Here is a 26,998-nt window from a genome sequence, read left to right on the forward strand (position 1 = left end):
CAACGTTTTATTTGGTCTTACTTTTTTTCGAGAACATGGGGTAAAGTTCTTGTTTTATAAAATTTTCAGGGAATAACTCATCACCAGAAAAACCTAATTCAATATTTTTTCCGCTACGCGGTATGTAATTGGTTTTAAATAAGTAATCCCAAATACTTAATGTTAGTCCGTAATTAACACCAAAACGAACATGGTTAGGAAGTGTTTTAGCATGATGCCAAATATGCATTTTTGGGTTGTTGAAAATGTACTTTAAAATGCCATAATCCCAGCCTAAATTGGCATGATTTAAATGGCCAATAGCTATAGTAAAAAAGTAAACAATGGCAACATCTTTAGCGTTGTAATTGCCAATAATGGCTAGTGGTATGTATAGTAGCGATTTGTAAACAACAGGTTCCATCCAATGGTAGCGTAAATGTGCAGCAAAGCCCATTTGTTTAACCGAGTGATGTACTTTGTGAAAATTCCACAGCCAAGGAATTCTATGTAGAAGTCTATGGGTGTTCCATTGCACAAAATCTGATACTATAAAGAAAACAAACAGCCCAAACCACTTAGGTAATTCATTAACATTAAAAAGCTGAAAACTTTTGATGGATAGGCCTATGCTTGATAAAATATCATTAAAAAATTGGGTAACTGTGTTTGACAAAGCTATTAAAATAACCAGATTTAAAATAAAGAAATTAAAAAACATGTAAAAAGTATCTAGCCAAAAATCTTTCCTGAAAATAGATTGATTTTTGCGCCAAGGAAATAGAATTTCTAAACCCCAAACAACTAACGATATAGCTATTAAGCCATAAAAATAGTTGTCCCAATGGTTCTGGAAAAGTATCTCGTTTTTAAGATAATTCCAATACCCATAATAGGAATTTTTTATAATGTTTATATATTTTTCCATGAATTATTTTCACATTTTAAGTGATAATAATTAAACGGTAATTATGGTTTTAACAGCACCCGCCACCATCGTAATGATAGGTAGATTCGCTAATAAAAATATCGTCTCTGCCTAAATCTGCTAAAGCATTAGCTGTTTTATCGCAAACGGCTAACGGTTGGTTTTTTACTAGAACGTGTCCTTTTTTATCATCAAAATAATCTTCGTTGCCATAATAAATAGCTGCTTTTCCTGTAAAAATACAAGGGCCATCTTCTGGCATAGGGTCTTTAATGGCTGCCACCTCGATAGACTCTATGTAAATTAACTTGTCTGTTGGGTAATTTTTAGGGTCTAAAATACGGTATGGCTTACGGGCACGAATTTCAATAGTGCCAAAACCAGCATCGGTTAGTGCTTTAACGTATTGGGCAATAGGCAAACTACCACTTAGGCATAAGGCTCGTAAGCGTTCGTCGTTACGTAATGTATCGTTCATGGGTTGCTCGCAAGTAGGGTCGCTCATTACTAAGCGTCCATGAGGTTTTAAAACACGATACATTTCGCTTATAGCTTTTTTTAAATCGTCAGCCTTAAAAATATTAAATAGGCAATTTTGAGCAGCAACATCTATGCTATTGTCTTCTACAGGTAAATGCATAGCATCTCCTTTTTTAAGATCGACAAATTCGCTTTTAAACCATGGGTTTTCTGCTTCGGCTTCTATAAAGTTTTTACGAGACGCTTCTAGCATTTCATCAACAACATCAATACCAATAACGCCTCCCTTATTTCTGTTAAAATAAGCAAATTGTAATAACTCCATGCCGCCTCCAACACCAACATAAAGCATTTTAGGGTTGTTGGTTAAATCGCGAGCATGTACCGTAGAGCCGCATCCATAATTCATTTCTTGCATGATTTTAGGAATTTTTAAACCTGGTAATTCCCAAATTGGGTTTGTGGTACAACATAAACCAACATCTGGTGTTAATGCGGCTTCTTTATATACATTGTGTGTGGTTTCTAAATACGTACTCATGCTATTAAATGGTTATAATGTTTTAATTAATTCTTTAAATAAGGTTACCATATTAGGTTCGGCTTTGCCTGCCATAGCAATTATTTCGGCTATGTTAACAGGAGCTAGGTTATTTGGGTCGCATTCATCTGTTAAAACTGACACGGCAGCGACTTTTAATTTTAAATGATTGGCAACAATAATTTCGGGTACCGTACTCATGCCTACAGCATCGGCGCCAATAATTTTTAACATGCGGTATTCTGCTCTTGTTTCTAGTTGTGGGCCAACTACACTAGCATATACACCTTCGTGCAGTTTTATGTTGTTTGCTTTTGCAATAGTTTTAAATTTTGAATTAATATTGGCATTGTAAGGTGCGCTCATATCTGTAAAGCGTTCGCCTAATTGCTCGACACCTTTAAAGGCTAATGGCGAGCTGCCTTGAAGATTAATATGGTCTTCTATTAGCATTAATTCTCCTTTTTTAAAGTTAAGGTTTATAGCGCCTGCTGCATTAGAAACTAAAAGTGTTTTTATACCTAGTTTTTCCATAATGCGTACTGGGTAAGTAACGTCTTGTAACGTATAGCCTTCGTATAAATGAAAACGCCCTTGCATGACTATTACTTTTTTACCAGCTAATGTGCCATAAATGAGTTTTCCTTTATGAAACTCGACTGTTGCTGTTGGAAAGTTGGGAATATGATTATAACTAACCTCTTTTATAATGTCTATATCGTTAATAAGTTGCCCTAAGCCTGTGCCTAGAATAATGCCTATTTCTGGGTTTTCGAAGCCTTTGCCTATTAAGTAATCAACGGTTTCTTCTATAAATTTAATCATGTAATTGTTTAATTTTTTCTTGTAATTCTGTGTTTGATTGATAAAATTTTGAAGCTATTAAATCTTCGTAAGTATCAATATCGTTTAAAGTATCTAAGGTAGTAAAAGTAATGTTGTTTTCTTTTACTTCTTTTAATGTTTCTTTTAATAAATATGTCTGGCTCCAGGGTTTGTTGTTAAATACAAAATGGTGCATTTTAGATAAACCAATTAAGTAATAGCCACCATCTTCTGCTGGACCAAAAACAATGTCGTTTTGTTTTAAAGCTTCTAGGCCTTTGTTTATATGCGTAGTTGTAATGTCTGGTAAATCGGAGCCTATTAAAACTATACGATTGTAACCGGCTTTAAAACCGTTATGAAATGCATTTTTCATGCGTTCGCCTAAATCTTTACCATCTTGTACTGTTTTAAAGTCGTTTTTCCATTTGGTGTTTACAATAGCATCAGAGAAGTATATGTGTTTGTCTGCTGTAAGCGTTTGTGTGGCTTTCTCGGTAACCTTTACAAGTTCGCTATATACATGAAATGCACCTTGGTTGCCAATGGTTTTTGCTAGTCTGGTTTTTACTTTTCCTAGTTTTATGTTTTTAACAAAAACGATAACTAATGTTTTACTCATATACTTTTATGCCTTTTTTTAACCATTTGCTCCATGCTTTTGAAAATGTATGGACAGAGTCTGTTATTTTTTCTTGCGAGTTTATAATTTCAAAATTATTATTTTTCCATTCAAAAATACCTCCATATAAATTGTAAATATTGGTGTAGCCTGCTTTTTTTAGTTTTTCTGCAATATCTTCGGAACGAATGCCTAACGAGCAATACACTACTATTTTTGCTTTTTTATTTGGTAATTGGGATTGTACAGATTTTATATTAAACGAGTTGTAGCCTACATGAATGGCGTTTTTTAAATGGCTTGTATTAAATTCTTTTGCCTCTCTAGAGTCTAGTAAAATAACATTGTTTTTTTCGTTTTGAAGCGTTTTAACTGTAATGTAGGGAATGCTTTTATTATTGTGTTGTTCGAGTAGTTTAGAAAGCTTTTTTTGGGAGTACCCTAAAAATGAGAGTCCTACAAATATGAATAAAAATAATGTTTTCATGTTGTGTTTTTAAGCGACGCTTCCTTGACAACTGCTACCAGCACCCGCTGTACAACCGTAACAATGTTGAGAGATTACAATGTTTCTGCCTTCTAATAGGTTTTTGTTGTATTCTGAAATGTGTTTAGATTTGCTGTTTACAGGTAGTTGTAGCATTTGGTTAAAATCGCAATCGAATAAATAGCCATCCCAACTTACGGATAGGGTGTTGGTACACATAACGTTTTTTACTGCCTCTGGGTTATAGGCTTCTACTAAGGCATACATATAGTCTTCGTAATTTTCTGAGGCTATTAAATAGTCTAAAAATCTTGATATTGGTAGGTTAGTAATGGCAAATAGATTATGAAACTGGATGTTAAAATCTTCTAGTAGTGCTTTTTTAAAATCTTTTTCCATAGCAGCTTGGTTGCCTGGTAAAAAGGCGCCAGAGGGATTGTATACTAAATCTAGTTTTAAGCTGCTGTTTGGCATACCGTAACCTACTGCATTTAATTCTTGCAGGGCTTTAATTGATGCATCGAAAACACCATTGCCACGTTGTTTATCTGTTTTGCCACGTGTCCAGTGTGGCATTGAGCTTACTACATGTACATTGTGTTTTTTAAAAAATTCTGGCAAATCGTAATATTTTTTGTTGGCTCTAATAATGGTAAGGTTGGAGCGTACTATAAAATCTTTTATGCCTGCTTTTGCAGCTTCTTCAACAAACCAACGGAAGTTTGGATTCATTTCTGGGGCGCCGCCGGTTAAATCTAATGTGTGTGCTTCTGTGTTTTTTATAACATCTAAGCATTGTTGCATGGTTTGGCGTGTCATGATTTCTTGACGGTCTGGACCCGCATCGACATGGCAATGATCGCAAACTTGATTGCACATGTAACCAACATTAATTTGAAGGATTTCAAGCTTTTTTGCTTTAAGGGGGAATTGGTTGGTTTGTGCAATTTTGTTTTTAAAGGTGGGCAATTCTCCGTTTTGAAAAATACCGTTAGATAGTATTTCTAACTGTTTGTTGCTGTTTGCTAAATCGCTTTCGCGTTTGTGTAGTGATTTTGTTGCCATTAATTATTTGTTGCTGCTTAATTAATTGTAAACTTTAATTGTAGTTTTGGTGCTGCGTTAGGGATTGAACGGTGTGTTTGAGCTCCCCGACGTAGGAGGGAGCGAGTAGTGAAAGCCCGACCCTTGTGGTAACGCCCAAATTATTACCCGTCTAGTTTGTTTACTTTGTTCATCATTTGTACGCCGTGTACTAAGGTTGCGCCACTTTTTATGGCTGCGCCTACGTGTATGGCTTCCATCATTTCTTCTTTGGTTACGCCGCGTTGTAAGCCGTCTTTTGTGTAGGCATCTATACAGTATGGGCATTGTTCGGTATGTGCAACGGCTAGGGCTATTAACGATTTTTCGCGAGCGGTTAAAGCGCCTTCTTCGAAAACTTTGCCGTAATAATCGAAAAATTTATTGCCTAATTCTTCATTCCATTCTGTTATTTTACCAAATTTTCTTAGGTCTGCTGGGTCGTAGTATGTTTTGCTCATAAATTATTTTTTGTTTAAAGATAGAAATCTATTTTTTTTAAGTCGGTTGCTTTAACGTAACTTAACAAAAATCGCCAAATAATATGTAGATATTATATGGCGATTTTTTATAAGTAGATATAGTTTATGGAGAAAACTAATTTATTATTCTTTAATAAGGCTTCTAGAAATTACTATTTTTTGAATTTCTGAGGTGCCTTCGTATATCTGCGTAATTTTTGCATCGCGCATTAAACGCTCTACATGGTATTCTTTTACAAAACCATTACCACCATGTATTTGTACGGCTTCAACGGTATGTTCCATAGCTACTTTTGATGCGTATAGTTTTGCCATGGCACTAGATTTATCGTAGTTATTACCTTGGTCTTTATCCCAAGCGGCTTTCATTACTAACATTCTAGCGGCTTCTATATCTGTATACATATCTGCTAGTTTAAAGGCTATAGCTTGGTGGTTGCAAATTTCGGTGCCAAAGGCTTTACGTTCTTTCGAGTATTTAAGTGCAAGTTCGTAAGCGCCCGATGCAATACCTAAAGCTTGAGCAGCAATACCAATTCGGCCGCCAGAAAGTGTTTTCATGGCAAAACGAAACCCAGAACCGTTGGCTCCAATCCTGTTTTCTTTGGGTACTTTTACATCGTTAAATTGTAAGGTGTGTGTGTCGCTACCGCGAATTCCTAATTTGTCTTCTTTTGGACCAATATCAAAACCTGGCGTGCCTTTTTCTACTATAAAAGCGTTAATGCCATGAGAGCCTTTATCTCTGTCTGTTTGGGCAATAACCAAATAAACGTCGGCACGGCCGCCATTTGTTATCCAGTTTTTTGTGCCATTAATTATGTAATGGTCGCCTTTGTCTATAGCTGTTGTTCTTTGCGATGTGGCGTCGCTTCCTGCTTCGGGTTCGCTTAAGCAAAAGGCTCCGATAGATTCTCCTGTGGCTAGTTTGGTTAGGTATTTTTGTTTTTGCTCTTCTGTTCCGTATGCTTCTAGACCATAGCAAACTAACGAGTTGTTTACAGATACCATAACAGAAGCCGAAGCATCAATTTTAGATAACTCTTCCATGATTAGCACATAAGAAATGGCATCCATGCCGCTACCACCATATTTAGGGTCTACCATAATGCCTAAAAAACCTAAATTGCCCATTTTTTTAACAAGTTCTTGTGGGAATTCTTGTTTGTTATCGCGTTCTATAACTCCAGGTAGTAATTCTGTTCTGGCAAAATCGCGAGCAGCATCGCGAATCATAATGTGTTCTTCTGAAAGACTAAAATCCATATTTCGTAATTAAATTGTTGTTTTTAGTAAAAAATGTGTACAAATATAGCTTTTAATTGTGAATTCTTAAAAAATAAGAATGAACTTCAATTTTTAGATTCTTTTTAAATATTTATATTAAGATGATTACTTTTACTATCTATGATTAAAAATGAATATAGTGTTATTGGAGTAATGTCTGGAACATCTTTAGATGGGATAGATTTAGTATATGCCAAGTTTTATCTTGAAGAGAAGTGGCGTTTTAAAATTTTGTATACCCAAACAGTTAGTTATTCTTCTAGTTGGTATAAAACACTTAAGGGTTTGGTTGATAGCTCTATGGAGCAGTTAAAAATAATAGATGTTAATTATACTAAATATTTAAGCGAAGTTATTAAGCAATTTATAAAAACGCATAATATTACAAATATTGATGCTGTTTGCTCTCATGGCCATACGGCATTGCATGAGCCAGAAAAAAATATAACCTATCAGATAGGTAATATGCCGTTACTAGCCAAAATTTTACAGCAAACAGTTGTGTGCGATTTTAGAGTTCAGGATGTTGAATTAGGTGGGCAAGGCGCTCCGTTAGTCCCTATAGGCGATAAGTTGTTGTTTTCAGAATTCGATTTTTGTTTGAACTTAGGAGGCTTTGCTAACATATCGATGGATGTTGAAGGCGAACGTATAGCGTACGATATTTGTCCTGTTAATATTGTACTTAATAAATATGCAAAATACTTGGGGTTTAATTATGATGATGCGGGGCAAATTGCTGCATCTGGAAATAGCATACAGTATTTATTTGAAGGTTTAAATAATCTTGGCTATTATAAAGAAAGCCCTCCAAAATCGTTAGGGTTAGAATGGGTAAATAAAAATGTTTTTCCGCTTATAGATTCTTTTAAGCTGCAAGAAAAGGATGTACTTAAAACATTTTCAAACCATATAGCAAAACAAATAGCAAGTGTGATAAAAAAAGACTCAAAAGTTTTAGTTACAGGTGGTGGCGCATATAATTTGTATCTTATTTCTAAGATAAAATCTCTAATAAATGCAGAAATTATAATTCCAGAAAAAGATTTAATAGAGTTTAAAGAAGCGCTAATTTTTGGGTTTTTAGGAGTGCAAAAACTTAGAAATGAGGTAAATTGTTTAAAAAGTGTTACCGGTGCTATTAAAAATCATAGCTCGGGTAAAATATTTCTTCCTTAAAATTCACAAAAAATTAATCCTAAAGGTTTTTTAGTTTTTTATATTTGTTACTTTAATAATTAAATTTTTTTAAAATGACTCAATTATAGCTACGCTTAGACTTACCTCCAGACAGACTGCATAATGCTATATAAATGAATCAAAAAAAATATAAAATGAAAGAATTATTAAAAAAATACGAAAATAAATCACCAGAAATAATATTTAATTGGAAAGACTCTGAAACCGAAGCAGAAGGTTGGGTAGTAATAAATTCGTTACGCGGAGGTGCTGCAGGCGGCGGAACAAGAATGCGAAAAGGACTTGATATGAACGAAGTTTTATCGTTAGCAAAAACCATGGAAATTAAATTTACGGTTTCTGGCCCTGCTATTGGTGGCGCTAAATCTGGAATTAATTTTGATCCTAGCGATCCAAGAAAAAAAGGCGTTTTAGAGCGATGGTATGCTGCTGTTTCTCCATTGTTAAAAAGTTATTACGGTACAGGGGGCGATTTAAATGTTGATGAGATTCATGAAGTAATTCCAATTACCGAAGAAAGTGGTGTTTGGCATCCGCAAGAAGGCGTTTTTAATGGGCACTTTAAACCTACCGAAGCCGATAAAATAAATAGAATTGGTCAGTTACGCCAAGGCGTAATAAAGGTTATCGAAAATTCAGATTACTCACCAAGCGTAGCTAAAAAATATACCGTTGCCGATATGATTACAGGTTTTGGTGTTGCCGAAGCTGTAAAACAATATTATAACATTTACGGAGGCTCTGTTAAGGGTAAAAGAGCAGTAGTGCAAGGGTTTGGAAATGTAGGAGCTGCCGCGGCGTTTTATTTGTCTCAAATGGGAGCAAAAATAGTAGGAATTATTGATATAGCAGGCGGGCTAATTAATGAAGATGGATTTACATTTGAAGAAATTACAAATTTATTTCTAGCAAAAACAGGGAATACTTTAATCGCAGATAATTTAATTCCTTTTGAAGAGATAAATAAAAAAATATGGTCTTTAAAAACAGAAATTTTTGCGCCTTGTGCAGCATCACGTCTTATAACAATACATCAAATAGATGAAATGATTGATAGCGGACTAGAAGTTATTTCTTGCGGAGCCAATGTGCCTTTTGCAGATAAAGAAATTTTCTTTGGCCCAATAATGGAGCATACAGACCATAAAGTGAGTTTAATACCCGACTTTATTTCAAATTGCGGTATGGCAAGAGTATTTGCGTATTTTATGGAACGTAAAGTGCAAATGACAGATGAAGCCATTTTTAATGATACATCAAATAGAATAAAAGAAGCTTTAGAGAAAGTACATATTAATAATAAATCAAAAACGGAAATTAGTGCTACCGCATTCGAAATTGCACTTAAACAATTAATTTAATTAAATAATTATATGGAAGCAGCAATCATTTTAGTGTTTGTAATGGGGTATTTAGCCATTACTTTAGAGCATAGTATAAAAATAGATAAACTAATTCCGGCATTAGTCATGATGGCTATTTGTTGGGCGCTTATTGCTTTAGGGTTAGATGGGTTTACGCAATGGTTTGATTCTGCTAACCATTCGTTAATGGAAAATTTTGGAGGAATTGCCTCTGAAGAGAAGATGCATTTAATGGAAGAAACCTTATTGCATCATTTAGGTAAAACTTCAGAAATTTTAGTGTTTCTTCTAGGAGCCATGACAATTGTAGAAATTATCGATTATTTTGATGGTTTTTCAACAATTAAAGACTTTATTAAAACGAAGAAAAAAAGCAAAATATTATGGATTTTTGCCATTTTAGCCTTTATATTATCAGCAATTATAGATAACCTTACGGCAACTATAGTTTTAATTTCAATCTTACAAAAAATTGTAAAAGATAGAGAAGTACGTATCTGGTATGCTGGTTTAATAATTATAGCTGCAAATGCAGGTGGCGCATGGTCTCCAATTGGCGATGTTACTACAACCATGCTTTGGATTGGTAAAAAAGTAACCACAGGACATTTAATTGGGTATTTATTATTTCCATCATTTTTATGTATGGCTGTACCAACATTTATTGCATCATTTTTACCAGCGTTTAAAGGCGATTTAGAGGTTGAAGAGGTAGTAGAACAGAAAAAATCTAAATTTAGTGGAACCATGCTTTACTTAGGTTTAGGTGCCATAATATTTGTGCCAATATTTAAAGTCATAACGCATTTACCACCTTATGTAGGTATGATGTTGTCTTTAGGAGTTGTTGCTATTTTTGCCGAAATATACAGTAGCTCTAAATTTAGTATGACCGATCACGATTCTGAAGAAAGTGATGCTCACGCTCATCATAGCCCTGTACATCACTCCTTATCTAAAATCGAATTACCAAGTATTTTATTCTTTTTAGGTATATTAATGGCAGTTGCGGCCTTAGAGTCTTTAGGTATACTGTTTAATTTTGCAGGATCGCTTCAAGATACAATGCCAATGTTAGGAACAGAGTTACATCAAGAAGGACATACTGGAGTTTCAGACTTAGTAGTGCTTTTATTGGGTGTAGGTTCTGCTATTATTGATAATGTACCATTAGTAGCCGCAAGTTTAGGAATGTTTCACGAGCCGGTAGATAATGAGTTATGGCATTTCATTGCTTACTCTGCAGGAACAGGTGGAAGTATGTTAATTATTGGGTCTGCTGCTGGTGTAGTTGCTATGGGAATGGAAAAAATTGATTTTTTCTGGTATCTTAAAAAAATAGCATGGTTAGCATTAGTTGGTTTCTTAGTAGGAGCAGTAGCATTTATGTTTACAAGAACACTATTCTAGAATAAGAGTTATAAATATTTCGCTTTCGCTGAAATTAAAGTAAAATGTAACATACTATACTTTAATTTAAAAACATGCGTTATAGAGTTGCAATAAATTGATATTATATGCTAAGTACATTATTACAAAACACACAAGAGGAAGCAGAAGTGCTAACTGATGGTGAATCTGTTGAAAAAACACTTTCAATAATAGAATTAATAAGTAGCGGCGGTCTTGCAGGGCAACTTATAATTGCTGTTTTATTTTTACTTTTAGTTAGTGCTATTTATATCTATTTTGAACGGATTTTTGCTATAAAAGCAGCATCAAAAGTAGATGCCAATTTTATGAACCAAATTAAAGACCATGTAAGCAATGGTAAAATAGATTCTGCTCAAATGCTTTGTGCGCAACAAAATTCGCCAGTTTCTAGATTAATAGGTAAAGGTATTTCTAGAATAGGAAAACCTCTGGCCGATATTAATACTGCTATAGAAAACGCAGGCCGATTAGAAATTTATGGTCTAGAAAAAAATGTAAGCATCCTAGCAACTATTTCTGGTGCCGCTCCTATGATTGGCTTTCTTGGTACAGTAATTGGTATGATATTAGCAATATTCGAATTAGCTAATGCAGGAGGAACAATTCAAATGGATGTTTTGGCAAGCGGTTTATATACAGCAATGACAACTACAGTAGCCGGGTTAATAGTTGGTATTGTGGCTTATATGGCTTATAACCATTTGGTTGTTAGAACAGATAAGGTGGTGTATCAAATGGAAGCAAATTCATTAGAATTTTTAGATCACTTAAACGAACCTACATAGTATGAACTTTAGAGGAAGAAATAAGGTTACTCCAGAATTCAATATGTCTTCAATGACAGATATTGTTTTTCTGCTACTTATCTTTTTTATGATTGCTTCTACTTTAGTAACCACAAATGCTATAGATATTTTGTTGCCAAAAGCTAGCGGAAAAACAGAAAATAAAAAATCGGTTGCAGTTAGTATAAAAAAAGATTTAACCTACTATATAGATCAAAAAAGAGTAGGAGAAAGTGTTTTAGAAAACGAATTGCTTGCAGCATTATCTTCCCAAGAGCAACCCACAATTGTACTTAGAGCAGAAGAGTCTGTTCCTGTAAAAAATGTGGTTAAAGTTATGGATATTGCTAATAGAAATAAATTTAAAGTCGTTTTAGCAGTAAAACCTTAAAATAATGAAGTACCTTAAAACGAAACACGAAAAAAATTCAGCAAAATTAACAGCATTAATTACTGTTATATTACTGTTGTTACTTTTTGTTGTTGGTACAACATATATGGATCCGCCAGAAGAATATGGAGTAGCTGTAAATTTTGGGAATTCAAGTGTGGGAAAAGGTAAGGTACAACCTTTAAAGCCTGTAAAGTCTGAGCCACGAGAGGTTGTTAACCCTCCTCAACCAGATGCTTCTAAGGCAGAGCCAGAACCTACAAAAGCATCAGAAGTTAAAGAAGAAGTTCTTACTCAAGAAAACGCCGAAGAAATAGCTATTAAAAAGCAGAAAGCAGCAGAAGCAAAAGCCAAAGCTATTGCAGACGCAAAGGCAAAGGCAGAAGCCGAAAGAATAGCTAAAGAAAAACGTGAACAAGAAGAAAAAAAGCGAAAATTAGATGCTTTAATTGGAGGGGTAAGTAAATCTGAAGGTACAGAAACAGGAAGTGAAGGCAATGATAATAAAGCAGGAGATAAAGGGCAACTAGATGGTAACCCTTATGCACCAAGTTATTTTGGTGGTCAAGGCGCAGGAAGTGGCGGTGTTGGTTATGGTTTAAATGGTAGAGGTAAAGCATCTTTTAAAAGATTAAAACAAGATTGTAATGAATCTGGAATGGTTATTGTAAAAATAATTGTAAACCAAAGTGGCAATGTTATTTCTGCAGAACCAGGGCAAAAAGGAACAACAAATACGGCACCATGTTTATTAGAGCCAGCAAAAAAAATAGCGATGTCTCATAAGTGGCCATCAGATTCTAAAGCTCCTTCTAGACAAATAGGATTTGTTAGTGTTAACTTCAAATTAAGTCAATAGTCAATGACATATCAAGATACGCTCAATTGGATGTTTTCGCAACTACCAATGTATCAACAGCAAGGTAAAACAGCCTATAAAAAAGATTTAGCAAACACCATAAAACTTGCTAAACACTTAAATAACCCAGAAAAAAAGTTTAAATCGGTTCATGTTGCGGGAACTAACGGAAAAGGTTCTACAAGCCATATGATGGCTTCAATTTTACATGAAGCTGGGTATAAAGTGGGTTTGTATACGTCACCACATTTAAAAGATTTTAGAGAGCGAATAAAGATAAACGGAAAAGAAATAAGCAAGCAGTTTGTTATTAGCTTTATAAAGCAGCATAAAGCTTTTTTTGAAGCAAATAGCTTGTCTTTTTTTGAAATGACCGTTGGTATGGCGTTTGATTATTTTTCGAAACAAAAAGTAGATATAGTGGTGTTAGAAGTTGGAATGGGAGGGCGACTAGACTCAACAAACATTGTTTCTCCAGAGGTATCGGTAATAACAAATATTGGCTTAGATCATACCCAGTTTTTAGGAAATACACTTAAAGCCATTGCTTTTGAGAAAGGCGGCATAATTAAACCAAATACTCCTGTGGTTGTTGGAGAAACACAAAAGGAAACACAGCCTGTTTTTAACGAGTTGGCTAAGAAAAATAACTGTAAAATTACCTATGCAGATTGTGTAGTTAAAGAAAATTATAAATCAGATTTAATAGGAAGCTATCAGGCAAAAAATATAAAAACAGTTATACAAGCAATTTATGAGCTTAATAAAAAAGGCTTTATAATTTCAAAAAATCACATAAAGGAAGGTTTGTTAAATGTAGTAGGTAATACAGGCTTGTTGGGGCGTTGGCAAATACTTAACCAGAAACCCAAAGTAGTATGCGATACAGGACATAACCGAGAAGGTTTAATACATGTAATGAATCAGCTTAAAAATGAAAATTTTGAAACATTACATATTGTTTTTGGAGTAGTAAACGATAAAGATTTAAGTTTGATAGTGGATATTTTACCTAAAAAGGCAAAATATTATTTTAGTAAACCAGATATTCCTAGGGGTATGCCAGAAAATAAATTAAAGAAAGAATTGGCAAAGTTTAATATAGAAGGAATGGCTTATAAATCTGTTAATGAGGCTTATAAAACAGCTATTAATAATGCAAAAAACGAAGATTTTGTTTTTATTGGCGGTAGTACATTTGTAGTGGCAGAAATAATTTGAAAATTTTTTAAAAAAAGTTTTTGCAGTTTTAAAAACTAGGTTATATTTGCAATCCAATTACGAGGGCGCGTAGCTCAGTTGGTTCAGAGCACTTGGTTTACACCCAAGGGGTCAGGGGTTCGAATCCCTTCGCGCCCACAAAAACCCAAGATTTTTCTTGGGTTTTTTTATACCCTAAAACCAATATATTTTCAGGGCTTATTTTTTTGATAATTTTTCTTATTTTTAAAAAAATCTCTCATTTATGATTAATGGCAAAATTAAGGAGGCTTATGCTAGGATATTTAAATCTCATGATAACCCATCGTTAGAAAAGCATATTGAAAAAATTATTGAATTAGATGCTTATTTGCCATATAACTCTACTTTTTTTTGCATTACTAATACTCAAGATTTGTCTTTTGAGTATATAAGTAAAAATATGAATGCTTGTTTAGGCATAAGAGCTGATGAGCTTAAATTAAAAGGTATGCGTTACTTTTGGAGTAGAATACATCCTGACGATTTGCAAGTATGGCTTAATGCATTGAATGATTTAATGAATTTTACTTTAGCCGAAATATCTGTTGAAGATAGAAATAAAGCAAGCTATACTTGGAACTATAGGTTGAAAAATGGCAATGGTAATTATGTGAATATTATTCAGAATACAACGCCCCTAGAATTTGATAGTGAGAATAAACCTATTATAGGATTGGCTCATTATACAGTATTACCATCGGAAATTGAAATGCAGATATGCGCTTCGGCAAAGTTGTTGAACGTTAATAATGAGTATGAAACGATTTATTTTAATAATTTTTCTCAAAAATTACTTTCAGATGGTATTAGTAATAGAGAGCGGGATATTATAAGATTGTTGGTTTTAAATTATTCCAGTAGAAAAATAGCCGAAAGCCTTGGTATTACATCAAATACTGTAGATACGCACAGAAGAAATATTTTGAAGAAACTAAATATTTCTTCAACAGGAGAGCTAATAGGAATGTTAAAAATGAATAAAAACCTTATTTAATTGCCTCTAATACTCAATTTGAGTATTGTGTAGGTAAATTAAATTACGCATCTTTACAGTGCTATTAATTAGTTCTTAGGGAGAATTATATTAAATGAAGTGTCAGTTTGAAATTTTCAAACTGGCATTTTTATTTTAAATTCTTTTTAAAGTAATTCTAATACGCGTTCTAAGGCCATGCCTCTAGAGCCTTTTATAAGTATAGAACTTTTTTTATTAATTAAAGTAGTATTGTAGTTGTTTTTAAATGCTTCAAAAGAATTAAATTTTTTAATTTTTTCATCATTCAATTTTAACTCATTAAAGTTTTCGCCAATTAAAATAACTTGATTTATTTTTAAAGATGAGGCTAGGTTGGCAATGTTTTGGTGTTCAATTAAGGCTTCTTTTCCTAGTTCAAACATATCTCCAAGTATTGCTGTTTTATAGCCTGTTTGCTTCTCGAAATTTAAAAGAGCAGCTTGCATGCTTGTTGGGTTTGCGTTGTAAGCATCTAAAATTATTTTAGCATTGCCTTTTTTTATAATTTGCGAGCGGTTATTAGTTGGGGTGTAGTTTTCTATAGCTTGTTTTATAGCTGTATCGTTAACTTTAAAGTAGCTTCCAATGGTTATGGCTGCGGCAATATTATTAAAATTGTAATCGCCTATAAGTAGGCTTTTAATTTCGTTGTTTTTATAAGTGCAATTAACAAATGGTGTGGCGCTAACAAACTTAATTGTTACATTATTAGTGTTAAGGTTGCTGCCAAAAGTATATGTGTTTGCTTTAGTTGTTTTTTCTACTTGAATAGGGTCGTTGGTATTTACAAAAATATGTTTGTTGTTTTTAATTAAATAACTATACATTTCGCTTTTCCCTTTTATAACACCTCCTATACTACCAAAACCTTCTAAATGAGCTTTGCCAAAGTTTGTAATGTAGCCGTAGTCTGGTTTGGCTATTTTACATAGAAAATCTATTTCTTTTTGGTGGTTGGCTCCCATTTCAACAATACCAATTTGTGTTTTATTGGTCATAGATAATAATGTTAATGGTACACCAATGTGGTTGTTTAAGTTGCCTATAGTGGCAGTTGTTTTAAACTTTTTAGCTAATACAGCATTAATTAGTTCTTTGGTTGTTGTTTTTCCATTACTTCCTGTAAGTGCTATAATTGGTATGTTTAAATAACTTCTGTGGTAAGATGCTAATTCTTGAAGTGTTTTTAAAACATTATGTACTAATATGGTGTTGTTATTTGTGTTAAACTCTATTTCGTCAACTATGGCATATTTGGCGCCACTTTTTAGCGCATTTTCGGCATATGTGTTGCCATTAAAATTATCGCCTTTTAAGGCAAAAAATAGGTCTCCTTTTTTTATTTTTCTAGTATCAGTACAAACAGTATTGCATTCTAAAAATAAGGTGTGTAAATCTTCTATTAGCACAAAAGTGTTTTTTTAAAATTTGAAAATAAATGTAAATAAAAAAGTCCTAACATATGCTAGGACTTTTTTATTATTTTAAAACTAAAATTTAGTTTTTCTTTTTGTTTTTACCTTTGCTTTTAGATCCAACTCTAGACATTGCACATCTAAAACCAATGTAATCTGTAGCCATATCTTGCGGGAAATAACGTCTTTGAGCAGGGTCTAGCCAGTACTCTCTATCTTTCCAAGAACCTCCTTTGTATACTCTAACTTCATCGTTAATTAAAGATGTTCTTCTGTCCGATTTGTCATATTCTTTGATAATGTTTCCTAGTGAATCTCTAGTGATACTTGGTTTTGGGGCATTGTACATTCTGCTTGTGTTAGAACTTGTTTTTCCGTTTTCTTCAGCTTCATCATCAAATCCTTGATAATTACGAGACGATCGTCTGTCACCATCTCTAAAGTTTCTAACATCACTTTTATCAAAATTAGTTCTTTGGAATGTTTCGTTATCATCAACAGGAACTTGAAGTATTTCGCCAGGTAAATTTCTAGCTACAACTTTCCCGTTTGATAGGGTGTCGTAAACAATATTATCAGAAGTAACAACTTTAACTGTTCCGTCTTCGTTTAATGCGTTTTTGGTGTAAACATTTCCACGGTAGTAGTTAAAATCGTTAAACTCGTCGTCTACTATAGGTCTGTATACATCTGCAACCCATTCAGCAACGTTTCCTGCCATATCGTATAAACCAAAATCGTTTGGGGCATACGATTTAACTTCGTTTGTTATATCGGCGCCATCATCAGACCATCCTGCAATTCCGCCATAGTCACCTTTACCTTGTTTAAAATTAGCCAATTGGTCGCCACGAATTTTACGTTTTCCAGAACGTGTGTATTGTCCATCCCATGGGTATTTTTTTCGACCACGATATAAGTTGTAACTTCTTAATTCGCTTAATCCTAATGCTGCATATTCCCATTCTGTTTCTGTTGGTAATCTGTATTTAGGTGAAATAATACCTGTTTCGCGAGTTGCATAAATACCTGTTTCATTTCCATCTGCATCGGTTCTAACGTTTCTTTTCTTACGTCCGTCACCGCCCAAAATTTCTTCATTACCTCCATAAGTTAGAGTTGGAGCATTAATGTAAGTGTCTGTATTAAAGGTTTGTTCAGAGTCAACATCTGTAATTTTAGCACCACGTTTTATATATCCAGCTTTTTCTAAGTTATATTCGTTAACACGATCTGATCGCCAATTAGCAAACTCAACCGCTTGAATCCAGCTCACACCAACCACAGGATATTCTCCATAACCTGGGTGACGTAAATAGTTTTCGGTCATAACTTCATTAAACCCTAAGCGGTTTCTCCAAACTAATGTATCTGGTAATGCACCATGATAAATGGCTCTGAAATTTTCGTCAGATGGTGGGTAAACACGCTTAATCCAATCTAGGTATTCCATATACATAGCGTTTGTTACCTCGGTTTCGTCCATGTAAAAAGACTGTACGTGTTGTTGGTTAGGGCTATTATTCCAATCGTGCATAACATCATCTTGAACGCGTCCTTTTGTAAAGGTGCCACCTTCAACAAAAACCAATCCTGGTGATGTTTCTTGCTCTTTGAAGTCTGTATTGTACTGGAAACCACCGTCTCTGTCGTTAATGTTCCATCCAGTAGCTCTAGAGCTATTTTTTGAACTCGAAGATTTTTTGCAACTTGTAGAAGTTACTACTAGTGCTAAAACTAATAAAATCTTGAATGCTACTACTTTTTTCATATCCATACTTTTAAGTAAGCTAATAATAAATTTTGGTGCTGCAATATAAGAATTAAACCTAATAACACAAGTTGTTTTTTGCATTTAAACTAAAAAAAGAAGCATTTCGTCTTGTTTTTGTGCATTACAACGATGTTTTTAGTGTTTTAAACTACAGTTTTGTGTTGTATTAACGTGCAATATCATAATTTATTATTGTATTTTTGAAACAGTTTTTAAAATTGTTGTTTTTTTAATAATAACAATGCACTAACTACGTTATTTTACCAATGAAGAAGAAAATTTTATTTTTACTGCTGCTTATTTCGGCAGGTGTGTTTGCGCAACAAAGGCAATATAATATTGTTTGGGAAGGGTTTCAAAAATTGTCTGGTGATAGTTTTTCGTTTGAAGTGCCTACTTTTAATCAGGAACATTTTAATTATAGCTTAGAAAAGGGACTACTGTTTGTAGACCAATGGGAAACTAAGGTTAATGTTAATGAATCTTCAGTATCATTAAGCCATGTTGTTTACAAAACAATTTCAAGTGCAGAATTAAAAGATGTAGATATAAATACAATACCTAGAACGTTAGTTTTTAGTTTAAAAAATTCTACAGCAAGAAATAAAAAATATGCCTTTTTCGAGTTGTCTCCAATAATTAAAGATGCTAATGGGAATATCAAAAAAGTAACATCGTTTAAGTTAAATTACAAAAACGGTGCTAATTTAAGTAGGTCTTTGGCATTTGCTAAAAATAGTAGTTCTAAAATTATTTCTAACTCTATATTGAGTTCTGGCGAGTGGTATAGGTTTTATATAGATACTACTGGGGTATTTAAATTAACTAAAAGTTTTTTACAGCGTTTAGGTGTAGATGTTAAAAACGTAGATCCAAGAAACATAAAATTGTATGGGCACGGAGGGAGTATGATACCTTATTCTAACGCCGAATTTTACCCGTACGATGTTCCTGAAAATGCTATAAAATTTGTTGGCGAAACCGATGGGGTTTTTAATGATGACGATTATATTTTATTTTATGGTCAAGGACCAAAAGGATATAATGACGAAAGTAGAACACACATAAATTGCTATACAGATAAAACATATTATTATATAAATGTAAGTTCTGGTAATGGAAAAAGAATACAAGCGTTTAACCAACCAGTTGGAACTGTAGATATGGTTATTGATACATACGACGATTACCAATATCATGAAATAGATAACTATAATTTGGTGTCGTTAGGAAGGCGCTGGTTTGGCGAAAAATTTGATGTAGATAGTAAGAAAGAATTTAAGTTCGATTTTTCCGATTTAGTAACATCAAAACCGGTAAGTTTAATGGTTTTAGTGGCTACGGCAACTAAAAATGATAGCCGAATGCATGTTGGAGTTAATGGTTCTAGTGTAAAAACGATAAGTATTTCTGGGGTTTCAACACCTTCATTAGCAAACGGTGCATCGTTTTTTGGTGAGATAAATGTGAATTCGCCAACAATTTCTGTCGAGCTAGATTTTGATAATATGGGTAATCCAAGTACTATTGGGTATTTAGATTACATTGCCATTGAAGGTAGAAGGACTTTAAAATTTAACGGTAATCAATTTCTTTTCAAAAATAAAGATGTAGCATCGGTTTCAGGAGTCGCTCAATATAATATTGCTAATGCATCAAACTTAAGCGAAGTGTGGGATGTTACAGATATTTATAATGTTTTAAATTATGAAAATACAGATAGTAGCTCAACGCTAAGCTATACATCTCAATTAGGGACATTAAAATCTTATGTTGCTGTATCCGAATCAGATTATTTTTCAGCTAAAATAGATTCTAAAACTACAATAGCCAATCAAAATATTAAAGGAACTATTTTTCAAAATAATTTAGGCGAATTTCAAGATGTAGATTATATAATAGTAGCTCCTAACAATATGCTAAATCAAGCAGAACGTTTAGCTCAAATTAACAGAAATCAATACGCATTAAATGTAAAGGTTGTTGGTTTAGATGAAATATATAATGAGTTTAGTTCTGGAAATCAAGATATCGGAGCCATAAGAAATATGGTTAAATATGTATACGATAATGCAAGTACAGCAGAAAATAGAATAAAGTACTTATGCTTGTTTGGAGATGGCTCTTATGATTATAAGGATAGAATTGAAAAAAATACAAATATAGTTCCTTCTTGGTACTCGTATAATAGTTTTAGTTTAGCAACATCATTTGTTTCAGACGATTTTTATGGTATGATGGATGATAATGAAGGTACAATGGTGTCTAGCGATAAATTGGATATTGCAGTAGGAAGAATTTTAGCCGATACACCTCAACGAGGTAAAGAAATGGTTGATAAAATGGAATCTTACTACATTAAAGAGGCTTATGGAAGCTGGCGTAATAATTTTGTTGTTATATCTGATGATAATGATGATAAGCTGAAGGGAGATTTACAATCAACCACAAACGATATTGGAGATTTAGTAGCGCAAGAAAAACCATTTCTTAACGTTATTAAAATTCATGCCGATGCTTTCCAGCAAGAGTCTTCGGCAGGCGGAGATAGATATCCAGAAGTTACAAATGAAATAGTTAGTGCTATGGATAACGGTGCTCTGGTGGTTAATTACTTCGGGCATGGTGGAGAAGAAGGTTTGGCACAAGAGAGAATTTTGTTAAAACCAGATATTACAGAGTTGCGTAATTTTTGCAAACTTAATTGTTTTGTTACAGTAACCTGTGAGTTTACAAGGTTTGATAACCCTTTTAGAGAAACTGCTGGCGAGTTTACATTTTGGAATACAGAAACAGGAGCAGTTGGTTTAATTACAACAACACGACAAGTATTTGTTAATTTTGGAATTACTTTTAATGAAGAGTTAGGGCAATATTTATTCTCGTATAGCGATGACGATACATATGGAGATAACGAGTATCCTTCAATGGCAGAAGCCTTAAGGCTAGCAAAAAACGATCCTTTAATTTCAGGTAATAGCCAAAAGAATTTAGTGTTTTTTATAGGAGATCCAGCAATGAAACTAGCGTTTCCAAAACCTAATGTTAAGCTTACTAAAATTAACGATGTTCCAATAGCTACAGCTACAGATACGCTTAAAGCCCTAAGCTATGTTAAACTAGCAGGCGAAGTTACAGACGAGGCAGGTAATTTGTTAAATGATTATAATGGAACTTTATCTACAACAATTTACGATAAGAATATTAATAGAAAAACTCTGGCTAACGATGGTATAAGAGATTCAAGAGGTGTTATAATATTAGATTTTACAACCTTAGGCGAAATTATATTTAGAGGGCAAGCCTCAGTTAAAAATGGGCAATTTGAGTTTGATTTTGTTGTGCCAAAAGATGTCGGTATTCCAGTTGGCTATGGTAAGGTAAGTTTTTATTCAAAAAACGAAGCATCAACCCAAGACCAAGCAGGAGCAAATTTAAACACCGTAAAAATTGGAGGTTTAAATGAAGATGCTCCAGAAGATAATATTGGGCCTGTGGTAACGCTTTATATGAATGATGAAAATTTTGTTACAGGCGGAATAACCAATGAGTCGCCAACCCTATTGGCAAAAATGGAAGATGCCAACGGTATTAATACAGCAAGTGGTATTGGGCACGATATAGTTGCCATTTTAGATGGAGACGAAACAAACCCTGTTGTTTTAAACGATTACTATCAAACAGAAGTAGACGATTATACAAAAGGTACTGTAAGTTTTCCTTTTAGAGATTTAGAGCCTGGGCTACATACGTTAACTTTAAAAGTATGGGATGTATATAACAATTCATCAATAGCCGAAATACAATTTGTTGTTTACGATAAAGACCAAAGTTTGGTAATTAATAACGTACTTAATTATCCAAACCCCTTTGTTAATTACACAGAATTTTGGTTTAATCACAATAGTTCAGAGCCTTTAGACGTTTCAATACAAATATTTACGGTGTCTGGTAAGTTAGTTAGAACACTAAATGGGCAAACCTCTGGAGGAATAAAAGCAACAAGCTCGTTGTCTAGAGATATAATTTGGGATGGAAGAGACGATTTTGGAGATAAAATAGGCAAAGGTGTATATGTTTATAAATTAAAAGTACACTCAAACCTATTAAACAAAACGGTCGAAAAAATTGAGAAACTTGTAATACTGTAATAAAAATTTATATTTGTTAAATAAAATAGAATTCATGAAGAATCGAATATTGCTACTAATAGCATTGGCTTTTATATTTAAAAGCTACGCGCAAGAACCAACAATTTTTCCTAATCAAGATAGAAGAGTTATAACAACAGGTATTCCTTTTTTATTGATAGCGTCCGATGCTCGAGCAGCCGGAATGGGAGATATGGGAGTTGCAACCTCAGTTGATGCTTTTTCACAACAATGGAATTCATCAAAATATGCATTTTCCGAAAGTAAATCGGGTATTGGGGTAAGTTACACACCATATTTAAGCAAACTAGTAAACGATATCTTTTTAGGGAATTTTACTTACTATAATAGATTAGACGAACGTAGTGCATTTGCCGCAAGCTTAAGATACTTCTCTTTAGGCGAAATAGAATTTGTTGATGGCCCAGACGATACCCCTAGGCAGCAAAAACCAAACGAGTTTTCTCTTGATGCATCATACGCGCTTAAGTTAACCGATCAGTTTTCAATGTCTGTATTAATGCGTTATTTACGTTCAGATTTAAGAATTCAAGGCGTTGGAGGCGATATAAAACCAGCAAGTACATTTGGAGTAGATTTATCAGGATATTATCAAAGTGAAGAAGAGGCTTACTCAGATTTTAACGGTCGTTGGAGAGCCGGATTTGCAATTCAAAATATAGGGCCTAAATTTAAGTACGACGAAGGCGGAGAAGAAAATTTTCAACCAACAAATTTACGTTTAGGTACAGGTTTCGATTTTATATTTGATGATTACAATAAAATATCTGTAACCGCAGAAGTTGCTAAGTTACTAGTGCCAACACCACCAGTTTATGGTTATGTAGATGCAGATGACGACGGAACGCAAGATAACGATGGAAGCGAACCAACAATTATAGTAAGAGGTAAAGACCCAGATGTAAGTTTTCTTTCAGGAATGTTTCAATCTTTTGGCGATGCACCAGATGGTTTTAGCGAAGAGTTAAAAGAATTTACTTGGGCTTTAGGAGCAGAATACTTATATCAAGACTCTTTTGCTTTTAGAGCAGGTTATTTTAATGAAAGTGAAGATAAAGGCGCAAGAAAATTTTTAGCTTTAGGAGCAGGTTTTAAAGCTAATGTGGTAAATATAGATTTATCTTACCTTTTCTCGGCATCTAAAGTACAAAGCCCACTAGAAAACACATTACGCTTCTCTTTAACATTTAATTTTGGCTCAGGAACATATTTAGAATATTAAAAAAATATAAATTAAATTACAAACAAAAAACTATTGCTTTTTGGGCAATAGTTTTTTGTTTGCATGAATATCTTTAAATTGTTAAATATATTTGATTATGAAAGAGTTAAGAGTAGAATCTACATTGTATGTTTATGATAATTTATCTGAGCTTCCTGAAGATGTTGTATATCTAATGGAAAAAGCCGTTGAAGCTAGAAAAAAAGCCTATGCACCATATTCAAATTTTAATGTAGGCGCAGCCATACTTTTAGACAATAAAGAAATTGTTTTAGGAAACAACCAAGAAAATGCATCGTACCCATCGGGTTTATGTGCAGAACGAACAGCTATATATTATGCTGGCTCTCAATTTCCTAAAGCAAAAATAATACGAATGGCTATAACCGCAGGCTCAAAAAGGCAAAAAACAACAAAACCTATACCGCCTTGTGGTTCTTGTAGACAAGCCATTGCAGAATACGAGATAAAGCAAAATACACCAATAGAAATTTATTTTATGGGAGAAACTGGCCAAATTATAAAAGCAAATTCTTTGTCAAGTTTGTTGCCTTTAAGTTTCGATAAATCGGTATTATAAAATTATGATGTAAAATATTTAAGGTTTTGCCAAAAAAAGTAGCAAAAAATAAATTAATAGGGTATACATTTCATTTTTTAATTTTTTTTTTACTTTAGGCATATAGTGTTTTCGCAATACAACGCAAAGTGTTACTTTTGTATTCCGCTTTTTAATAAAAAATAGTACTCAAATAGGATTCAATGAAAAAAATCACAAAAGAGGTTTACCTTAATTGGTATGAAGAAATGTTATTCTGGAGAAAGTTTGAAGATAAACTAGCAGCAGTATACATTCAACAAAAAGTAAGAGGATTTCTTCATTTGTATAATGGTCAAGAAGCTGTTTTAGCTGGGGCTTTACATGCCATGGATTTGACTAAAGATAAAATGATTACAGCTTACCGTAACCACGTTCAACCCATTGGAATGGGAGTAGATCCAAAACGTGTTATGGCAGAATTATATGGTAAAGCAACAGGAACATCTCATGGTATGGGAGGTTCTATGCATATCTTTTCTAAAGAATTTAGATTTTATGGCGGTCATGGTATTGTTGGAGGGCAAATTCCTTTAGGAGCAGGTATAGCTTTTGGCGATAAATACCACGGAGTAGATGGTGTAACAATATGTTGTTTTGGTGATGGTGCAGCACGTCAAGGGTCGTTACACGAAACATTTAATTTAGCCATGCTCTGGAATTTACCTGTTGTATTTGTATGCGAAAATAATGGATATGCTATGGGTACTTCTGTTGAAAGAACAGCAAATCATTCAGATATATGGAAATTAGGTTTGGGGTACGATATGCCTTGCGGACCAGTTGATGGGATGAACCCTATAAAAGTAGCCGAAGCTTTTGATGAGGCTATTACAAGAGCACGTAAAGGAGGCGGTCCAACATTTTTAGAGTTAAAAACATATCGTTATAGAGGGCATTCAATGAGTGATGCGCAGCATTACAGAACCAAAGATGAGGTTGAAGAATACAAGAAAATAGACCCAATTACGCAAGTAAAAGATGTTATTCTTGAAAAGAAATATGCAACCGAAGATGAAATTGCTGTTATAGATAAACGTGTAAAATCACGTGTTGCCGAATGTGAGAAGTTTGCAGAAGAATCTCCATTCCCAGAAAAGCAGCAATTATACGATATGGTTTACGAACAAGAAGATTACCCATTCATTCAACACAAATTATAAGTTATGGCAATAGTTGTAAATATGCCGCGTTTAAGCGACACCATGGAAGAAGGAACCGTTGCTGCTTGGTTAAAAAAAGTAGGAGATAAAATAGAAGAAGGCGATATTTTAGCAGAGATTGAAACAGACAAAGCCACGATGGAATTTGAATCTTTCAATGAAGGTACTTTGCTTCATATAGGAGTTCAAGAAGGCGAAACTACTAAAGTAGACGAGCTTTTAGCTATAATTGGTGATGAGGGTGAAGATATTTCAAGTATTTTAAGCGGAGCCGAAAGTACTTCGGTAGAAGCAAAAGAAGAAACAACTGAAGCAGAAACAAGTACGGAAACAACAGAGGCTCCAGCCACAAACGCAACATTACCAGAAGGTGTTATAGTTGTAACTATGCCACGTTTAAGTGATACCATGGAAGAAGGAACTGTTGCTACTTGGTTAAAAAAAGTTGGAGATACTGTTGAAGAAGGCGATATATTAGCAGAAATCGAAACCGATAAAGCAACCATGGAATTTGAATCATTCCAATCGGGAACTTTATTAGAAATAGGATTGCAAGAAGGCGAATCTGCAAAGGTAGATGCATTATTAGCTATTATTGGTCCAGCAGGAACAGATGTGTCTGGTGTAGCAGCTAATTTTTCGGCGGTAGCACCAGAAAAACAAGAAACTCCAAAAGCAGAAGCAAAACAAGAAGCGCCTAAAACAACAGCAGCTATAGCACAAGCTCCAAAAAAGGCTAGTGCTCCTGCGCCAACTCCTGTTACAGAAAACGGGCGCGTTTATGTATCTCCTCTAGCTAAAAAGTTAGCAGAAGACAAAGGAATAAACTTAACAAAAATTCAAGGATCTGGAGAAAACGGACGTATAGTTAAGCGCGATATAGAAAACTACGAACCAGCAGCATCTGCAGCATCAGCAGGAAAATTTGTGCCAACTGGCCAAGAAGATTTTGATGATGTAGATAACTCGCAAATGCGTAAAGCAATTGCTAAGGCGTTAACAAACTCTAAGTTTACCGCACCGCATTACTATTTAAGTGTAGAGTTTGATATGGAAAACGCTATGGCATTCCGTACGCAATTTAACTCTATTCCAGATACTAAAATTTCGTATAACGATATTGTTGTTAAGGCTTGTGCTTTAGCATTAAAACAGCACCCACAAGTAAACTCACAATGGTTTGCAGATAAAATGCGATTAAATAACCACGTGCATATTGGTGTAGCCGTAGCCGTACCAGACGGTTTAGTTGTACCTGTAGTACGTTTTGCAAACGAGCAAACATTACCCCAAATTGGAGCTGCAGTTAGAGATTTAGCAGGAAAAGCCAGAAATAAAAAACTTACTCCAGACGAAATGCAAGGTAGTACATTTACCGTTTCTAATTTAGGTATGTTTGGTATAGATACATTTACATCTATCATTAATCAACCAAACTCAGCAATACTTTCTGTGGGAAATATTGTAGAAAAGCCAGTTGTTAAAAATGGTCAAATTGTTGTTGGTCATACCATGAAGCTGTCCTTAGCTTGCGATCACAGAACAGTTGATGGTGCAACTGGAGCTCAATTCCTTCAAACATTAAAAGGATATATTGAAAACCCTGTTACTATGCTAGTGTAAAAATATCTGCTTAGTCAGGAATCTTAA

General features: G+C 34.0%; 23 protein-coding genes and 1 tRNA gene. 14 read left to right on the forward strand and 10 right to left on the reverse strand.

Annotated features, from left to right (window positions below; translation table 11 throughout):
• Positions 1 to 7 precede the first annotated feature (7 nt).
• The 8 genes from ACNG5D_RS02740 to ACNG5D_RS02775 form a co-directional block, all read right to left on the reverse strand.
• Positions 8 to 907, reverse strand: coding sequence for a sterol desaturase family protein (locus tag ACNG5D_RS02740; protein WP_418181965.1), 900 nt, complete (start codon positions 905 to 907; stop codon positions 8 to 10).
• 49 nt (positions 908 to 956) lie between these two features.
• Positions 957 to 1,928, reverse strand: a complete 972-nt coding sequence (arsM, locus tag ACNG5D_RS02745; protein ID WP_418181966.1) for an arsenosugar biosynthesis arsenite methyltransferase ArsM — start codon at positions 1,926 to 1,928, stop codon at positions 957 to 959.
• Positions 1,929 to 1,940: 12 nt separating this feature from the next.
• Positions 1,941 to 2,753, reverse strand: a complete 813-nt coding sequence (locus tag ACNG5D_RS02750) for a purine-nucleoside phosphorylase (protein WP_418181967.1) — start codon at positions 2,751 to 2,753, stop codon at positions 1,941 to 1,943.
• Complete coding sequence (locus ACNG5D_RS02755) at positions 2,746 to 3,375, reverse strand: TIGR04282 family arsenosugar biosynthesis glycosyltransferase (protein WP_418181968.1); 630 nt, start codon at positions 3,373 to 3,375, stop codon at positions 2,746 to 2,748. The genes ACNG5D_RS02750 and ACNG5D_RS02755 overlap by 8 nt, the downstream gene beginning before the upstream one ends.
• Positions 3,368 to 3,862: a rhodanese-like domain-containing protein gene (locus ACNG5D_RS02760; protein WP_418181969.1), complete on the reverse strand. Its 495-nt coding sequence runs from the start codon at positions 3,860 to 3,862 to the stop codon at positions 3,368 to 3,370. The genes ACNG5D_RS02755 and ACNG5D_RS02760 overlap by 8 nt, the downstream gene beginning before the upstream one ends.
• Before the next feature lie 9 nt (positions 3,863 to 3,871).
• Positions 3,872 to 4,927 carry an arsenosugar biosynthesis radical SAM (seleno)protein ArsS gene (arsS, locus tag ACNG5D_RS02765; RefSeq protein ID WP_418181970.1) on the reverse strand — a complete coding sequence of 352 codons (1,056 nt, stop codon included), beginning with the start codon at positions 4,925 to 4,927 and terminating at the stop codon, positions 3,872 to 3,874.
• Positions 4,928 to 5,070: 143 nt separating this feature from the next.
• Positions 5,071 to 5,406: an arsenosugar biosynthesis-associated peroxidase-like protein gene (locus tag ACNG5D_RS02770; protein WP_344789111.1), complete on the reverse strand. Its 336-nt coding sequence runs from the start codon at positions 5,404 to 5,406 to the stop codon at positions 5,071 to 5,073.
• A gap of 144 nt (positions 5,407 to 5,550) precedes the next feature.
• Entirely contained in the window at positions 5,551 to 6,693 is a 1,143-nt protein-coding gene (locus ACNG5D_RS02775; protein WP_418181971.1) for an acyl-CoA dehydrogenase, read from the reverse strand.
• 141 nt (positions 6,694 to 6,834) lie between these two features.
• Between ACNG5D_RS02775 and ACNG5D_RS02780 the strand changes: the two genes are divergently transcribed.
• From ACNG5D_RS02780 to ACNG5D_RS02820, 9 genes are all read left to right on the forward strand, one after another.
• A complete protein-coding gene (locus tag ACNG5D_RS02780) occupies positions 6,835 to 7,893 on the forward strand; it encodes an anhydro-N-acetylmuramic acid kinase (protein ID WP_418181972.1) in 1,059 nt (352 codons plus the stop codon).
• 155 nt (positions 7,894 to 8,048) lie between these two features.
• Positions 8,049 to 9,275 (forward strand): Glu/Leu/Phe/Val dehydrogenase dimerization domain-containing protein, encoded by a 1,227-nt coding sequence (locus ACNG5D_RS02785; RefSeq protein ID WP_418181973.1) that lies wholly within the window; start codon positions 8,049 to 8,051, stop codon positions 9,273 to 9,275.
• 12 nt (positions 9,276 to 9,287) lie between these two features.
• Entirely contained in the window at positions 9,288 to 10,688 is a 1,401-nt protein-coding gene (nhaD, locus tag ACNG5D_RS02790) for a sodium:proton antiporter NhaD (RefSeq protein WP_418181974.1), read from the forward strand.
• A gap of 107 nt (positions 10,689 to 10,795) precedes the next feature.
• Positions 10,796 to 11,497 carry a MotA/TolQ/ExbB proton channel family protein gene (locus ACNG5D_RS02795; RefSeq protein ID WP_418181975.1) on the forward strand — a complete coding sequence of 234 codons (702 nt, stop codon included), beginning with the start codon at positions 10,796 to 10,798 and terminating at the stop codon, positions 11,495 to 11,497.
• 1 nt (position 11,498) lies between these two features.
• The gene (locus tag ACNG5D_RS02800) at positions 11,499 to 11,888 is read left to right on the forward strand and encodes an ExbD/TolR family protein (protein WP_396603068.1); all 390 of its coding nucleotides are present in this window, start codon (positions 11,499 to 11,501) and stop codon (positions 11,886 to 11,888) included.
• Positions 11,889 to 11,892: 4 nt separating this feature from the next.
• The gene (locus ACNG5D_RS02805; RefSeq protein ID WP_418181976.1) at positions 11,893 to 12,747 is read left to right on the forward strand and encodes an energy transducer TonB; all 855 of its coding nucleotides are present in this window, start codon (positions 11,893 to 11,895) and stop codon (positions 12,745 to 12,747) included.
• Positions 12,748 to 12,750: 3 nt separating this feature from the next.
• Positions 12,751 to 13,968, forward strand: coding sequence for a bifunctional folylpolyglutamate synthase/dihydrofolate synthase (locus ACNG5D_RS02810; protein ID WP_418181977.1), 1,218 nt, complete (start codon positions 12,751 to 12,753; stop codon positions 13,966 to 13,968).
• Between the two features lie 63 nt (positions 13,969 to 14,031).
• A tRNA-Val gene (locus ACNG5D_RS02815) sits at positions 14,032 to 14,106 on the forward strand.
• Positions 14,107 to 14,212: 106 nt separating this feature from the next.
• The gene (locus tag ACNG5D_RS02820; protein WP_418181978.1) at positions 14,213 to 14,983 is read left to right on the forward strand and encodes a LuxR C-terminal-related transcriptional regulator; all 771 of its coding nucleotides are present in this window, start codon (positions 14,213 to 14,215) and stop codon (positions 14,981 to 14,983) included.
• A 146-nt stretch (positions 14,984 to 15,129) separates the two neighbouring features.
• Here the strand turns inward: ACNG5D_RS02820 and ACNG5D_RS02825 are convergent, their stop codons facing one another.
• Positions 15,130 to 16,413, reverse strand: coding sequence for a UDP-N-acetylmuramoyl-tripeptide--D-alanyl-D-alanine ligase (locus tag ACNG5D_RS02825; RefSeq protein WP_418181979.1), 1,284 nt, complete (start codon positions 16,411 to 16,413; stop codon positions 15,130 to 15,132).
• An 88-nt stretch (positions 16,414 to 16,501) separates the two neighbouring features.
• Positions 16,502 to 18,196, reverse strand: a complete 1,695-nt coding sequence (gldJ, locus tag ACNG5D_RS02830) for a gliding motility lipoprotein GldJ (protein ID WP_418181980.1) — start codon at positions 18,194 to 18,196, stop codon at positions 16,502 to 16,504.
• A gap of 263 nt (positions 18,197 to 18,459) precedes the next feature.
• Between gldJ and porU the strand changes: the two genes are divergently transcribed.
• From porU to ACNG5D_RS02855, 5 genes are all read left to right on the forward strand, one after another.
• Positions 18,460 to 22,344, forward strand: a complete 3,885-nt coding sequence (gene porU, locus ACNG5D_RS02835) for a type IX secretion system sortase PorU (protein WP_418181981.1) — start codon at positions 18,460 to 18,462, stop codon at positions 22,342 to 22,344.
• Between the two features lie 34 nt (positions 22,345 to 22,378).
• Positions 22,379 to 23,587, forward strand: a complete 1,209-nt coding sequence (porV, locus tag ACNG5D_RS02840) for a type IX secretion system outer membrane channel protein PorV (RefSeq protein WP_418181982.1) — start codon at positions 22,379 to 22,381, stop codon at positions 23,585 to 23,587.
• 97 nt (positions 23,588 to 23,684) lie between these two features.
• Positions 23,685 to 24,167 carry a cytidine deaminase gene (gene cdd / locus ACNG5D_RS02845; RefSeq protein ID WP_418181983.1) on the forward strand — a complete coding sequence of 161 codons (483 nt, stop codon included), beginning with the start codon at positions 23,685 to 23,687 and terminating at the stop codon, positions 24,165 to 24,167.
• Positions 24,168 to 24,349: 182 nt separating this feature from the next.
• On the forward strand, positions 24,350 to 25,348 hold the full coding sequence (gene pdhA, locus ACNG5D_RS02850; protein ID WP_418181984.1) for a pyruvate dehydrogenase (acetyl-transferring) E1 component subunit alpha: 999 nt from the start codon (positions 24,350 to 24,352) through the stop codon (positions 25,346 to 25,348).
• A gap of 3 nt (positions 25,349 to 25,351) precedes the next feature.
• Entirely contained in the window at positions 25,352 to 26,971 is a 1,620-nt protein-coding gene (locus ACNG5D_RS02855) for a pyruvate dehydrogenase complex dihydrolipoamide acetyltransferase (RefSeq protein WP_418181985.1), read from the forward strand.
• Positions 26,972 to 26,998: the final 27 nt, after the last annotated feature.

It is taken from the genome of Algibacter ulvanivorans, assembly GCF_048381495.1.
Classification (GTDB): domain Bacteria; phylum Bacteroidota; class Bacteroidia; order Flavobacteriales; family Flavobacteriaceae; genus Algibacter_B; species Algibacter_B ulvanivorans.